The sequence below is a fragment of the Actinotalea caeni genome (genome assembly GCF_009733795.1).
GTDB lineage: Bacteria > Actinomycetota > Actinomycetes > Actinomycetales > Beutenbergiaceae > Pseudactinotalea > Pseudactinotalea caeni.
Genome location: NZ_WNXX01000001.1, coordinates 186,158 through 199,637 on the forward strand (window position 1 = coordinate 186,158; position 13,480 = coordinate 199,637).

Here is a 13,480-nt window from a genome sequence, read left to right on the forward strand (position 1 = left end):
GTCGGCGTGCCTGGACAGGAGGCAAAGATGCACACGGACACAGGCGGACGACGGCGGGTGACCGCGGTCGTCGCGGGGGTGGCGATGGCCGCAGCCGGACTGGCGTCGACGTTGCCGGCCGCCGCCGACCCGTCGGCGACCGACCAGGTGATCTTCGAGGAGGACTTCTCCGCGGGTGAGCTGCCGGACGGCTTCGACGCCGTGCTCGGCGACTGGCAGGTCCTCGACGGCCGGCTGGTCTCGACCAGCGGCGAGGAGGCCGCACGGCTCGGGTTCGGTCCGCAGGCGCCGGAGAACTTCCGGCTCGAGGTGACCGCGGAGTTCGTCGAGGTCGAGAACGCCGCGCGCTGGCTCAGCCTCGGGGTCGACTACCACGCCGATGAGCACTGGGGGGCGTGGGTGGGGCTGCGGAGCGAGACGACCGCCGCGAACGGTGTCGAGTTCGTGCAGCGGCCGCGATCCGGCTCCAACGCGCTGAGCGCCTACCCCGGCCCGCTGGACATGGGGGTCGGTGAGCCGCACCGGCTCGTCGTCGAGGTGCGTGGCACCTCGCTCACGCTCACGATCGACGACCAGCTCGCGCTCAGCACCGACGAGCTCACCCGGACCGACGGCGGCTTCGGGTTCCGCTACAGCCGCGCGACGGTCGCGTTCGACGACATCCGGATCACCGAGCTGGCGCCCGGGGCCACCGCGCCCAGCGCGCCGCAGAACGTGCACCTCCAGGAGTCCGGCGACACGGCCACGATCACATGGGACGCCCCGGCCGATCCTGGCCTGGACCACGCCGGCGAGGTCGCGACGATCACCGGTTACGAGGTCGCGGCCGCACCCGTGGGCACGCCCGCGGACCAGCTGGCCTGGGCACCGGCGGCCGACGACGGCGCACACACCTTCACCGGGCTGCCCGGCGACGCCGAGCAGCTCCTCCACGTGCGAGCGACGAACAGTGCCGGGCTGACCGGTCGGGCGGCATCGGTGATCACGCTGCGTGGCGCCGAGACGGTGGCGGGGCTCAAGCTCCGGCTCGAGAACGGGCCGTGGCCGACCTCGCACGTGCAGGGCATCGCCGTCGACACCGAGAAGGGTTTCGTCTACTACTCGTTCACCACGCTGCTGGTGAAGACCGACCTCGCCGGCAACATCGTCGGCACGGTCGGTGGGTTCACCGGGCACCTGGGAGACCTCGACCTCAACACCGAGGACGGTCGCGTCTACGGGTCGCTGGAGTACAAGGACGCCGAGGCCTTCTACATCGCGATCTTCGACGTCGACGAGATCGACGAGGTCGGCATGGACGCGCAGAACTCCGACGTCGTCTCGACCGTCTACCTCGAAGAGGTCGTCGAGGACTACACAGCGGACATGGACGGCGACGGCGTCTTCGACGGCAACACCGGCGACACCGCCGACCACCGCTACGGCTGCAGCGGGATCGACGGCGTGGCCTTCGGCCCGGCGTTCGGCGGGGTCGACGGTCCGCAGTACCTCACGGTCGCCTACGGGATCTACAGCAACACCGAGCGCACGGACAACGACCACCAGGTGCTGCTGCAGTACGACATCAGCGACTGGCCGGCCCTCGAGCGGCCGCTCACCGAGGAGGACCCGCACCACGTCGGTCCCGACGAGGTCGACGGCAAGTACTTCGTCTTCACGGGCAACACGACCTACGGGGTGCAGAACCTTGAGTTCGACCCATGGCTCGACCGGTGGTTCATGGGTGTCTACGTCGGCAAGAAGGCGCAGTTCCCGAACTTCCAGCTGTTCGCCGTCGACGCCGAGACCGCACCGGTGCAGCAGCCGCTCGTCGGTCTCGACGGCGAGGAGGGCCTGCTCATCGAGCTGGCCGAGGACGGTCTGGTCGACGAGACCACCGGGATCCGCGGCTGGTGGCGCGACGCCTCGGTCGGCATCCAGTCGCTCGGAGACGGGCTCTACTACCTGAGCACGCAGACGAGCGCCGGTGGCCAGGGCGCGGTTCTCACCCTGGAGACCTGGACGGGTCGCACGAGCGAGCCGTTCGTGCCCGTCACCGGTGACTTCCAGCCGGTGCCGCGGTGGAGCGCCGACGCGACGTACACCGCCGGGGACATGGTGATGGCCGACCGCACCTGGTGGCTGGCGACGTGGTGGACGCGCGACCAGGAGCCGGGCGACCCGTACGGGCCGTGGCAGGAGATCCGCACCACCGACGACGGCGCCGCCGTGTGGACGCCGTCGCGGATCTTCGAGGCCGGCGACGTCGTCGAGCACGACGGCGTCCGGTACGAGGCCCGCTGGTGGACCCGCAACCAGGAGCCCGGCACGGACGCCCACGGACCGTGGGAGGAGCTGGGCTGATCGGAGTGCCCGGGTCGCCGGCACGCCGTCGGCGACCCGGGCACCTGCCCCGCAGGAGATGAACCGCATGACCACGACCCCGCCGCCGCCCGAGCGGCTCTACGACGCGTACCTGTTCGACCTCGACGGGACGATCTACCTCGGCGAGGAGCTGCTGCCCGGCGCCCGCGAGGTGCTGACGGAGCTGCGGGAGCGCGACATCCCGGTGCGCTTCCTGTCCAACAACCCGACGAAGAGCGCGCACGAGTACTCGGACAAGCTCACCCGGCTCGGGATCCCCACGCCGGTCACGGAGATCACCAGCACGGTGGGCGCCACCACGCGCTGGCTGCTCACCCACCACCCGGGCGCCACCGTGTTCCCCATCGCGGAGCAGCCCCTGATCGACGCGTTCGCGGCGGCGGGCATCGCGACGAGCGAGGACCCCGAGCGGATCGACGTCGTCGTGGCCTCCTACGACCGTGGGTTCGACTACCGCAAGCTCCAGATCGCCTTCGACGCGATCTGGTACCACCGCAGGGCCGTGCTGGTGGCCACCAACCCGGACCGGTACTGCCCCTACCCCGGCGGCCGCGGCGAGCCCGACTGCGCGGCGGTCGTCGCCGCGATCGAGGCCAGCACCGGTGTGCGGTGCAGCCAGGTGATCGGCAAGCCGGACCCGGCGATCGCCGCGCTGGCGCTCGACGGTCTCGACGTCGACCCCGCGCGGTGCGCCATGGTGGGCGACCGGCTCGCCACCGACGTCGCGCTCGGTCGTCGTGCCGGGATGGTGTCGGTCCTCGTGCTCACGGGCGACTCCGACGCCGACGACGTCCGCGCGGCGGCGCCCGAGCAGCGCCCCACCCATGTGGTCGACGGACTCGGCCAGCTGATCCCATCCGGGGTCGGCCACGACCGCATCGGGGCGCTGTGACCCCCGACCCCGTGACGACAGACCGCCCCGCGAGCCGTATCGAGCGTGCGCTGCGCACCGCCGACGAGACCAGGGTCATCGAGTTGGGCAGCGGTGCCATCCGACGCACCGGTCGCGTGTTCGCCGACCTCTTCGACAGCAGCCCCGCCCTGGTGGTCGCCGACGAGAACACCTTCGCCCGCGCAGGCGAGGCGGTGCTCGCGTCGTTGCGTGAGGCGGGCGTCCCGCTGGCCGCCGACCCGCTGGTGCTCCCGGGCCGGCCCACCCTGTACGGCGACTACACCAACGTCACGATCGTGCGGGAACGACTCGCGGCGCTGCCCGGCGCCGTGGCGTGCTCGATCGCGGCCGGCACCCTCAACGACATCACGAAGCTGGCCTCGGGCGAGCTCGGCCGGCCCTACCTGAACGTGTGCACGGCTCCCTCGGTCGACGGCTACAGCGCCTTCGGCGCCGCGATCGCGATCGACGGCTTCAAGATCACCCGGTCCTGCCCGGCCCCCGAGGGTCTGGTCGCCGACCTCGACCTGCTGCGGACCGCGCCGCAGCGACTGACGGCGACCGGGTTCGGCGACCTGTCCGAGAAGATCCCGGCGGGCGCGGACTGGATCCTGGCCGACGAGCTCGGGGTCGAGCCGATCGACCCGGTGGCGTGGTCGCTGGTGCAGGACTCCGCACGCGAGGTACTGCTGCGACCGGAGGCGGTCGCCGCCGCCGACCCGGACGCGATCGAGGCTCTCTCGGAGGCGCTGCTGCTGTCCGGGCTCGCGATGCAGGCGACGAAGTCCTCGCGGCCTGCCTCGGGCGCGGGGCACCAGTTCTCCCACCTGTGGGAGATGGAGGGGCACGGGCTCGATCTCGAGCCGCCGCTGTCCCACGGGTTCAAGGTCGGCATCGGGTCGATCGCGTCCTGCGCCCTCTGGGAGGTGGCCCTGGCTCTCGACGTCGCGGCGATCGACGCCGACGAGGTGGTCTCGCGCGCTCCTGCGCCTGCCGAGCTCGAGCGCAGGGTCCGGCGGGCCGTCTCCCCCGCGTTCGCGGACGAGGCCGTCGTGGCCTCGGAGCGCAAGCAGCTGCGCGGGACGGCGTTGCGGGAGCGTCTCGAGAGGATCCGCCGGGCCTGGCCGACGATCGTCGCCCGGGCCCGCGAGCAGCTGGTCGGACCGGCGCGGATGATGGAGCTGCTGCGCGCCGCCGGCACCCCGCACCACCCGGTGCTGATCGGGATCGACATGGAGCGGTTCCGCGCCTCCCACCACGCCGCGCGCATGATCCGCACGCGCTACACGATCCTCGACGTGCTCGCCGACCTCGGGGCGCTGGACGACGCGATCGACCGCCTGTTCGCACCCGACGGCTTCTGGGGACGGCACCCGGAGCCGTAGCCCTGCCTCGAGCGCCCCGTCCGCGCCCGGGAGGAGGTCAGTCCTTGATCGCGCCGGCCGTCAGCCCGCGCTCGAAGTGGCGCTGGAACGCCACGTAGGTGACCACGATGGGTAGGCACATCAGCGTCAGCGCGGCGAAGATCTTCGGTACGTCGGAGCCGTAGGTGCTCGTGAAGTAGGTCGGGATCTGCGTGACGGCCTGCATGCCCGGATCGGTGAGGAACAGCAGCGGGAGGAAGAACTCGTTCCACGCGTTCAGGAAGGACCAGACGATCACGACCGCCACGATCGCCCTCGACAAGGGCACGACCACGCGGACGAGCGTCGTGAAGCTCGTGGCGCCGTCGATCTTGGCGGCGTCGAGGAGCTCGTCGGGCACGTTGCGCATGTAGTTCCGGGTCAGCAGCACCGTCATCGGGAGGATGATCGCCGACAGCGGCCCGATGACGGCGACGTAGTTGTTGAACAGGCCCAGCTCGCGGATGATGAGGAACATGGGCACCGTCAGCGCGATGCCTGGCAGCATGAGCCCCGCCACGACGGCCATGAACAGCAGCTGCTTGCCCGGCATCTCGAGCTTCGACAGGGCGAAGCCCGCGAGCAGGGTGCACAGCGTGACGGTCACCACCGTGCCGGCCGAGATGATCAGGCTGTTGGTGATGAACTGCAGGAACGGCGTCTGTGTGAAGACCGCTGCGTAGTTGGCGCGCGCACCCTGCCCCTGGAAGCTGACGAGCACGACCCAGAGCAGCGGGAAGGCGAACGGGAGCACGAGGACGGTCGCGAGGACCTGGTAGAGGATGCGTGCGCGGATGGTTGCTCGCCCGAACATCAGCTCTCCCGATCGAGTCGGTACAGGCGCATCTGGACCGCGGTGAGGAGCAGCGCCAGCGCGAGCACGATCATCGAGAGCGCTGCGCCGTAGCCGACGTTGAACTGCATGATCGCCTCCTTGTAGATGTACGTCGTGAGGAACTCGGTGCTCCGCGCCGGACCGCCACCGGTGATCAGGAAGACGATGTCGAAGGTCTTCAGCGACCCGATGACCCCGGTGAGTGCGAGCGTCACGTGCGTCATGCGCAGCTGCGGGACGACGATGCTGCGCACGGTGCGGACCGTTCCGGCGCCGTCGATCTGAGCGGCCTCCAGCTGCGAGGCCTCCACCTGCGAGAGCGCGGCCTGGTACAGCAGGAAGCTGAACCCCGTCCACGAGAAGACGTTGACCGCCATCAGAGCCAGCAGCGCCACCTGGGGGTCTGCGACCCACGCGCGCTGGAGCGCGTCGAGCCCGACAGCGTCCAGCAGCGCGTTGAGCTGCCCGTCCGGGCGGAAGAACTGGCGGAACGCAGCCGAGATCGCAGCCGGCGCGAGCACGACCGGGACGAAGACCACCGCACGGTAGACGCCGCGGCCGTACACCGGGCCGCTGAGCACCAGTGCGATGAGCAGCCCGAGCCCCATCTGGACAAGGATCGTGACGACCCCGAACAGTGCGACGTTCCTCAGGGCCGTCCAGAAGATCGGGTCGGCAAGGAGCCGAGCGTAGTTGCCGCCTCCTACCTGCGTCGGCTCGGGATCCAGGCCGTTCCAGTCGAGCGTGGAGACCCAGCTGTTGTAGACGACGCCGACGTAGATGATGCCGACGATGAGCATCAGGGCGGGGATGACGTAGAGATAGGCCGTCAGGCGAGCGCGTCGGCTGCGGAGCCTGGACCTGCCTGCCGCGGCCGTCGTGGCTGTCGTGGCGGTCATGGTTGTCCAATCCCGGGACGGTGCCGCTGCGGACGGCACCGTCCCAGCCGTCGGATCACTGGAGGGATGCGTCGATGGCCGCCTGCACGGCGGCGGCAGCGTCCTCGGGCGACTGCTGGCCCGAGGCGACCGCCGCCAGCGCGTCGCCGAGAGCCGTCCGCACGTCGGCGCTGTCGATCTCGCGCTGCCCGACCAGGTTCTCGAGCGCGGGGGCCTGCGCCTCCAGTGCCTCCTCCTGCTCCGGTGTCATCACGTCGGACAGGTCCAGCGGCACGCTCACCAGTGCCGGCTGCTGGACGGTCGTCGCCATCAGCTCCTGGCCCTCCTGGCTCGCGGTCAGCCAGAGGACGAGCTCTGCGGCCTCGTCCTTGTGGTTGCTCGACGAGGCGACGGCGAACCCCACGTCCGGGCCGCCGAACATCAGACCGGTCTGACCGCCGGGGACCACCTGCGGGAAGAAGTACGGCATGAACACCGTGCTGGTGTCGAAGGCGTCGCCGTAGGTCTCGGCATACGCCTCCATCGAGGTGGTTGTCGTGTCCGCGTTCTGCCACGAGCCGAAGGCGATCAGTACCGCCTCGCCTCTCCGGAACGCGTCGTTCGCGTCCGGGTACGCAGTGAGCCCCAGAGCGCCCTCGTCGACGATCCCCTCGGTGAAGAACGACTGCCACACCTCGAACGCCTGCACGAACGCCGGCGCGTCGAACGGGGTCTCGCCGGCGAGAGCCGCGTAGAGCTCGCCGGGAGCGATCTGGTTGACGATCGCCTGGTAGACGTCGATGTTGTGCCAGGCGTCCTTGCCGCCGTGCGCCATGCACGTCAGACCCTCCGCACGGACGGCAGCGCAGAACTGGGTCAGCTCCGCGAACGTCGTCGGCACGGTCAGCCCGAGCTCGTCCACGAGGGTCTGGTTTGCCCAGACCAGGCCTCCCCCGGTCACCATCCAGGGCAGTGCGACCTGCTTTTCGTCAGCGCGCAGCTGCGCAGATGACGGCAGCTGGTCAGGCCAGTCCGCGCCGAGAGCCTCCTCGGCGTAGAGCGTGAGGTCCTCCGCGAGCGGCGCGAACTGCGTCGTCAGCGCCCCGACCTGGAGCCCGAAGACGTCCGGCCCCGAGCCCGACTGCAGCGCCAGCTGCGTGGTGTTCACGTAGTCGGAGTACTGGATGAAGCGGTGCTCGACCGTGATGCCCTCGTGCTGCGCCTCGAAGGCGTCGATGTACGTCGCAGCGTTGTCCGCGCTCGGGTTCCACGACCAGAACGTGAGGGTGACGGGACCGTCGCCGCTGTCGGCCTGGTCGCCGTCACCTCCGCATGCTGCGAGAGTGACGGCCGCTGCGGCGGCCAGGGAGAGCAAGGCCGCAGCTCTGCGGCGTGCGTGGTCATTCATGGGTCGTACTCCTTCCGGACGGTGCATCGTGGGCGTGGGTGGTGTCAGCGCCGGCTGGAGGCCCACGGGAAGCCGGTGCGGGAGACGTCGTGCTGGTAATGGTGGAGCCGCCCAGGGCCGGACACGGCCAGGTGCAGCTCGGGAGCGGGGTGCGTGCCGTCGTGCGCCATCTTCACGAGGAGCTCGTTCCAGCCCTCGACGAGCGTGACGGCGGCACCGATGCCGTCGGCAGCCTTCTGGTTGGGGCGGATCCGACGGAACTGGTCGTTGCGCCCGGTCTCGACCCCGTTCAGCCAGTACCGGATCGGCATGCTGGGGTCGACGACCAGGAAGACGTCACGTGCTGTGGGCGAGTGCAGGAAGGCCTGGAGGTAGACGACGCCCCGGCCGCCGTCGAACGCGGACCCGATGTCCTGGCCGTGGCCGTCGGAGTAGATCTCGCGCCAGGCACCCGGCCGGGCGTCGGGAGTCCGACCGTCCCCGCGCTCCGGCTCCAGCTCGATGTCGAGCCACGCGCGCGCATCGCTCCCGTCCACCGCGTACACAGCGGTGAGCCGTGCGGCATGGGCGCCGACCAGGACGACGGGAACCGCGGGCGGAGCTGGGTAGCCGTCAGGCCGGAGCTCGAGAAGCAGCCGGTTCGACGGGAGCACCTGCGCCGTGTCGAGCACGGGCAGCTCCCAGACGAGCTCGACCTCGCGCCCCGGCTGCAGCGTGACCTGCTGGTCGGGCAGCGCAGCCCAGTCGCGAGGCACGTGGAGGGAGGCCGTCACCCTCATCGGGTCGCGTCTCCGGCTGCGCAGGGTGGCGCGCAACGTCCGCGAGCGTCCAGGCCTGACCACCGGGCTGTCTCCGTAGTCCACGGTGACGTCGATGTCGTCGCCGCGGAAGGGCACGTGCATCGGGTCGTGCGCGTGGAGAGCGCGGATGCCGTCGTCGGCGTAGAGGTCTGCGACCGTGCCCGTCACGCGCATGTCGTCGCCGAGCGCGCCGTAGTGACGCAGGACCGACGGGCTGACCCGTCGGATCCGAGCGACGAGGTCTCCCAGGTCGGTGGGGACCGGGTTCTGGCCGTCGGTCATGTGGCGCACCCCGCCCCAGCCCTCGTTGGTGGCGATCCCGTTGCCGAGCGGAGCCACCCAACGCTCGGGAAGCCGGTCGGAGCCGTGGAGGATGCCCAGGTAGCTCCCGATGGCCGCACCGGAGGAGTCGGTGTCGTAGCCGCAGTTCACGGTGATGCACAGCCCGGTCCCGAAGTCCTCGCCGTAGAGCAGGCCGATCACCTGGAAAGCCGTGTTGATCGGGGCGTACTGCGCGTTGTAGTGCGGTGTCGCGGCGAGCACGGCCTTGCGCGCCTCCTGCCACGTGAGGCCGCGTGCGTGGGCGTCGAGAGCCGTCGCGACCGCGACGCGGACCTTGCTCGTCGGGGACACGTACGACAGCGCGATGTCGATGAGCGGCAGCGGGTCCTGCACGACGAACGCCGCGGACTCCAGCGCTGCGTTGAAGAGCTCGCCGTCGACCCCCTCTCCCCCCGCGTGGTCGCAGATGGCGTCCTGGTAGGCGAGCCGTGCCGCGACACGCGGAGCCCCGGGCGCCACGCACGCCCAGATCTCCGACCGGATCGGAGACCCCATGCAGTCGATGAACCAGTTGCTGTGGTGGCCGCTGACCGGGGGCTCCAGACCGAGCCGCAGGTTGAGCTTCGACAGCCCGTACTCGTCGAAGTTGTAGCCGATGTGGTCGAGCCAGTAGCGGGACAGGTCACGCGCGGTCAGACCCGGGCCGATCTCTTCGAGCGCCTTGAGCCAGACGAGCTGCATCTCGAAGTCGTCGTTGGGCAGCCCGCCCTCCTGCAGCTCGGGATACCACCAGACGTCGAAGGGCTCCTCCTGTCCCCAGGCCGTCTCCAGCGGCGTCCCGAGCGTGCCTCCGGCGTTCTTGCCCTTCCAGCAGCCCAGTACCCGGTCGAGGTAGTCGTGGCTGTCGAGGTCGAGCGAGTAGGCCTGGTCGGTCGTGGTCATGCCTGTCCTTCGTCGTCGGTGGTGGGTGGGGATGCTCAGGCGGGTGACGCGCAGGACGCGCGCACGACCAGCTGGCTCTCGAGGCGAACCTCTGTCGGTTCGTCGGCTGCGGTACCGGCGAGCCGCTCGAAGAGCAGCCGGACGGCCTCGGCGCCGAGCTGGGCGATCGGCTGCTTCACCGTCGTCAGGGGGGGAGCCGAGTGCGCGGCGAGGTCGACGTCGTCGTAACCGATCACGGAGAGCTCGTCGGGCACACGCACGCCCTGCTGATGCGCCGCCTGGAGGACCCCGAGCGCGGTCGCGTCGTTGACGGCGAAGATCGCCGTGGGCCGGTCCCGTCGCGCGAGCAGCTCCGTCGTGGCGGTGAAGCCGAACTCCCTGGTGAGCGGGCCGTCCTCGACCAGCGACGTCTGCACCTCGACGCCGGACTCCCCGAGGGCGTCGCGGTAGCCGCGGTAACGGCCGCTGGCCATCGTCGGGCTGCCGAGGAACGCGATGTCGCGATGTCCGAGCCGCAGCAGGTAGTCGACCGCCGTCCTGGCACCCGTGTAGGTGTCGACGGTCACGAGGTCGATCACCATCGGGTCGGTACGCAGGCCGATGCTGACGACCGGGACGTGCTGAAGAGTGGCCCGGATCGCCCGCTCGAGGTCCGGGCTCTCGGGCGGTGTGACGATGATCCCGTCGACGTGGTGGCCACGGAGAAGCTCGATGGCCTCGACGGCGACCTCGGCATCGCCCATGGAGTCCGACAGCACGACGCCGTAGCCGCGCGCCCGCGCGTGCTCGCCGATCGCGGCGGCGACCTCGGCAGTGAAAGGGTTGCGGAGGTCGGAGAGGACGAAGCCGATCAGGCCCGTCTTCTTCGTCTTCAGGCTCGCGGCCGCCCGGTTGTGGACGTATCCCAGCTCGGCCACCGCCGCTGCGATGCGCCGCCTGCTCTCGGCACCGACGTAGCCGTTGCCGGTGAGATAGCGCGAGACGGTGCCGATCGACACCTGCGCCCGCGCTGCGACGTCCTTGGCGGTGACCACTGCTCTCCCTCGAGACTTGTGTTACCGGTTACATATGGAACCGGTTACACCGTAAGACGCACTCCGGGATCCGTCAACCGCACTCGACGGCGGACAGGGTTGACGCGCTCCCCTCGAGCCGGATGCGCGAGACCATGCACACGCTGCACCGGCGACGTCTGCATCAGGCGCCGGCGGTGCCGACACCGGCGCTCAGAGCGGGCCGAGCACCTCCGCGACGTCGGCGTCGAGGTCGAGCGTGGCGAGCACGTCGAGCAGCTGTCGCTCCTCGTAGCGGAAGTGGCTCGCCATGACGGCGCCGACGCCGTCGAGGTGCTGCAGCAGCTCGTCCGGGCCGGCGGCGCGCGCCACCGCCGCCTGCAGCTCGGTGAGGAGGTGCGCGATCATCGAGTGGTCCTGCCGCAGGTACGCCAGGGTCTCCCGGAGCTCGGGGTGCGCGGCGGCCAGCGCCGGGAACAGCGTGCGGTCCTCCCCCTCGTGGTGCCCGGCGAGCGCGGCGCAGAAGCCGTGGCAGAACAGCAGCAGATCGGCGCCGACGGCCCGTGTCGCGTCGCCCGCCACCGCCTGCTCCCGCGTTACCTCCAGGGCCTCTCGCAGCCGCTCGTGGACGGCGCGGAGCTCATCGGCCCAGGCCCGCACCCGGATCGTCTCGGCGTCGGTCACCCGGCGGGCTCCCGGACCTCCGCGATCTCGCCCTTCTCGTCGACGACGACCTCCTCGATGAGGTCGAGGAACGCCTGCACGCCCGGGGTGTCGCCGCCGCGGGCACGAGAGGCCGCGAGGTCGGCGCTGCTGCGCCACTCCACGAGGTCGAGCCAGTCGTCCGCGCCCATCCGGACCAGCCGTGCCCCGAGGAACCCGGGCCGGTGCGCGCGGAACTCCTCCACCATCGCAGCGCGTGCCGCCAGCAACGCCTCGGTGCGCTCGGCGGCCACGCGGAACCTCACGAGCTCGAGCGTCGCCACATCGGTACGATACTCGTCATCAATCTTGATCGTCAATGATCATGACTAGATGGAGCTCCCGTGCGACGCAGCGAGCGCAAGACGACGGACCCCGACCTCGGTGTGCTGACGAGCACGACGCTGTTCGCGCTCCAGAAGGAGCTCTTCCGCACGCTGGCCGAGCAGGGCCACCCCGAGCTGCGGCCGCGGCACGGTGCCGTGCTGGACTACCTCGACGAGGACGGCACGCGCGCGACCGAGCTCGCGGCGCTCTCCGGCCGGCACAAGCAGGTCATCGGCACGCTGGTCGACGAGCTGGTCGACCTGGGCTACGTCGAGCGGCGTCCGGACCCCACCGACCGGCGCGCGAAGCTCGTGGTGCCGACGGCGCGCGGGCGCGACCAGATGGCCCGGTCCGACGCGATCGTCGCCGCGATCGAGCGACGCTGCGCCGATCGGGTCGGCGAGGACGACTACGCGGTGTTCCGACGGGTGTTCCGCGCCGTCGCCGCCACGCTCGCGGCGACGACGTCCGAGCCGGTGGCGTCGTCGCCCGCCAGGCGCTCGGCCAGCCCGACGAGGATGCCCTCCGGCCCGCGGACGTAGCAGAGCCGGTAGACGTCCTCGTACTGCACGACCTCGTCGCTGACGAGCTCGGCGCCGTGCCGGACGATGCGCGCCAGGGTGTCGTCGATGTCGTCGACCTGGAACATCACCCGCAGGTAGCCGAGCGCGTTGACCGGCGCGCGCCGATGGTCGGCCACGACCTCGGGCTGCAGGAACCTCGACAGCTCGACCCGCGAGTGGCCGTCGCGCGTGCGCATCATCGCGACCTCCACGCGCTGCTCGCCGAGCCCCGTGACCTGCCCGGCCCACTCCCCCTCCACCATCGCTCGCCCCTCCAGCTCGAGCCCGAGCTCGGTGAAGAACTCGACGACCGGGGTCAGGTCCTCGACGACGATGCCGACGTTGTCCATCGTGGTGGCCATGGCTCAGCCCTCGCGCGACGTGCTCGACGGCGTCTCGCGGACGGGATACCGCAGGTGCAGCACGCCCCGCCCCTGCACGACGACGTCGGGGTCGCCCAGCAGCACCTGGTCGTCGGTGCAGGCACCGAAGTACCGCTTGCCGCGGCCGAGCACGACGGGGACGTCGTCGATCGCGACGTGGTCGACGAGGCCGAGCTGCAAGGCCTGGCCACCGACCCCGCCGGCGCCGATCCCGATGTCGCCGTCACCCGCGAGCCGGTGGGCCAGCTCGACGGCCTCCGAGACGGAGCCGACGAAGTGGAAGGGTGCCTCGGGGTGCCACCCCTCGGGCTTGGGGCGGTGGGAGACCACGACGACCTGGTCGCTGGCAGCAGGGTGCCCGTCCCAGCCGTTGGTGAGGTCGAACTGGTGATGCCCGATGATCAGCACCGACTGCCCCTCCCACATGCCGCGGACGTATGCCGCCGAGGCCGCAGACACCCGGAACGGGCTGCCGCCGTGGGAGTCGGCGTGGTCGTCGGGCACGATCGGGTGGTCGCCGTCGAAGTACCAGTCGTGCAGCGGGCCGACGTCGTCGTCCTCCCGGGCGATGAAGCCGTCCAGCGAGGCGACCGCGTGCAGGTAGGTGGTGGCCATGGTCCACACCACCACAGCGCGAGCGCCTGCGCGTCGCGCTCCGGGCGGAGATGTGGCTCGGACCGAGGGCAGA

At 70.8% G+C, this 13,480-nt stretch carries 12 protein-coding genes and 1 pseudogene; 4 read left to right on the forward strand and 9 right to left on the reverse strand.

All coding sequences use genetic code 11. The annotated features are described in order from the left end of the window. The first annotated feature begins 27 nt into the window (after positions 1-27). The 3 genes from GPA02_RS00835 to GPA02_RS00845 all read left to right on the forward strand — a co-directional run bounded on the left by GPA02_RS00835 (position 28) and on the right by GPA02_RS00845 (position 4,641). Positions 28-2,343, forward strand: coding sequence for a carbohydrate-binding protein (locus tag GPA02_RS00835; protein WP_156197944.1), 2,316 nt, complete (start codon positions 28-30; stop codon positions 2,341-2,343). A 67-nt stretch (positions 2,344-2,410) separates the two neighbouring features. Then, positions 2,411-3,256, forward strand: coding sequence for an HAD-IIA family hydrolase (locus GPA02_RS00840; protein ID WP_156197945.1), 846 nt, complete (start codon positions 2,411-2,413; stop codon positions 3,254-3,256). 11 nt (positions 3,257-3,267) lie between these two features. Further along, positions 3,268-4,641 (forward strand): sn-glycerol-1-phosphate dehydrogenase, encoded by a 1,374-nt coding sequence (locus GPA02_RS00845; protein ID WP_193567823.1) that lies wholly within the window; start codon positions 3,268-3,270, stop codon positions 4,639-4,641. A gap of 37 nt (positions 4,642-4,678) precedes the next feature. Here GPA02_RS00845 and GPA02_RS00850 read toward each other — a convergent pair whose 3' ends face one another. The 7 genes from GPA02_RS00850 to GPA02_RS00880 form a co-directional block, all read right to left on the reverse strand. Next, positions 4,679-5,473, reverse strand: coding sequence for a carbohydrate ABC transporter permease (locus GPA02_RS00850; RefSeq protein ID WP_156197947.1), 795 nt, complete (start codon positions 5,471-5,473; stop codon positions 4,679-4,681). After that, on the reverse strand, positions 5,473-6,393 hold the full coding sequence (locus GPA02_RS00855; RefSeq protein ID WP_156197948.1) for a carbohydrate ABC transporter permease: 921 nt from the start codon (positions 6,391-6,393) through the stop codon (positions 5,473-5,475). The genes GPA02_RS00850 and GPA02_RS00855 overlap by 1 nt, the downstream gene beginning before the upstream one ends. Positions 6,394-6,448: 55 nt before the next feature. Next, complete coding sequence (locus GPA02_RS00860) at positions 6,449-7,780, reverse strand: ABC transporter substrate-binding protein (protein ID WP_162457665.1); 1,332 nt, start codon at positions 7,778-7,780, stop codon at positions 6,449-6,451. A 44-nt stretch (positions 7,781-7,824) separates the two neighbouring features. Then, positions 7,825-9,804: an ADP-ribosylglycohydrolase family protein gene (locus GPA02_RS00865; RefSeq protein WP_156197950.1), complete on the reverse strand. Its 1,980-nt coding sequence runs from the start codon at positions 9,802-9,804 to the stop codon at positions 7,825-7,827. A 35-nt stretch (positions 9,805-9,839) separates the two neighbouring features. Further along, positions 9,840-10,838: a LacI family DNA-binding transcriptional regulator gene (locus tag GPA02_RS00870; protein WP_156197951.1), complete on the reverse strand. Its 999-nt coding sequence runs from the start codon at positions 10,836-10,838 to the stop codon at positions 9,840-9,842. A gap of 192 nt (positions 10,839-11,030) precedes the next feature. Further along, positions 11,031-11,501, reverse strand: coding sequence for a hemerythrin domain-containing protein (locus tag GPA02_RS00875; RefSeq protein ID WP_156197952.1), 471 nt, complete (start codon positions 11,499-11,501; stop codon positions 11,031-11,033). Then, the gene (locus tag GPA02_RS00880) at positions 11,498-11,803 is read right to left on the reverse strand and encodes an antibiotic biosynthesis monooxygenase (RefSeq protein ID WP_156197953.1); all 306 of its coding nucleotides are present in this window, start codon (positions 11,801-11,803) and stop codon (positions 11,498-11,500) included. The genes GPA02_RS00875 and GPA02_RS00880 overlap by 4 nt, the downstream gene beginning before the upstream one ends. 60 nt (positions 11,804-11,863) lie before the next feature. Between GPA02_RS00880 and GPA02_RS19500 the strand changes: the two genes are divergently transcribed. Beyond that, positions 11,864-12,388: a MarR family transcriptional regulator gene (locus GPA02_RS19500; RefSeq protein ID WP_156197954.1), complete on the forward strand. Its 525-nt coding sequence runs from the start codon at positions 11,864-11,866 to the stop codon at positions 12,386-12,388. A 29-nt stretch (positions 12,389-12,417) separates the two neighbouring features. On the opposite strand, the pseudogene GPA02_RS19055 reads toward GPA02_RS19500, so the two are convergent. Both GPA02_RS19055 and GPA02_RS00895 read right to left on the reverse strand, forming a co-directional pair. Further along, positions 12,418-12,771: pseudogene (locus GPA02_RS19055) on the reverse strand (VOC family protein); the annotation flags it as partial. Between the two features lie 3 nt (positions 12,772-12,774). Further along, positions 12,775-13,407, reverse strand: coding sequence for a dihydrofolate reductase family protein (locus GPA02_RS00895; RefSeq protein ID WP_156197956.1), 633 nt, complete (start codon positions 13,405-13,407; stop codon positions 12,775-12,777). Positions 13,408-13,480: the final 73 nt, after the last annotated feature.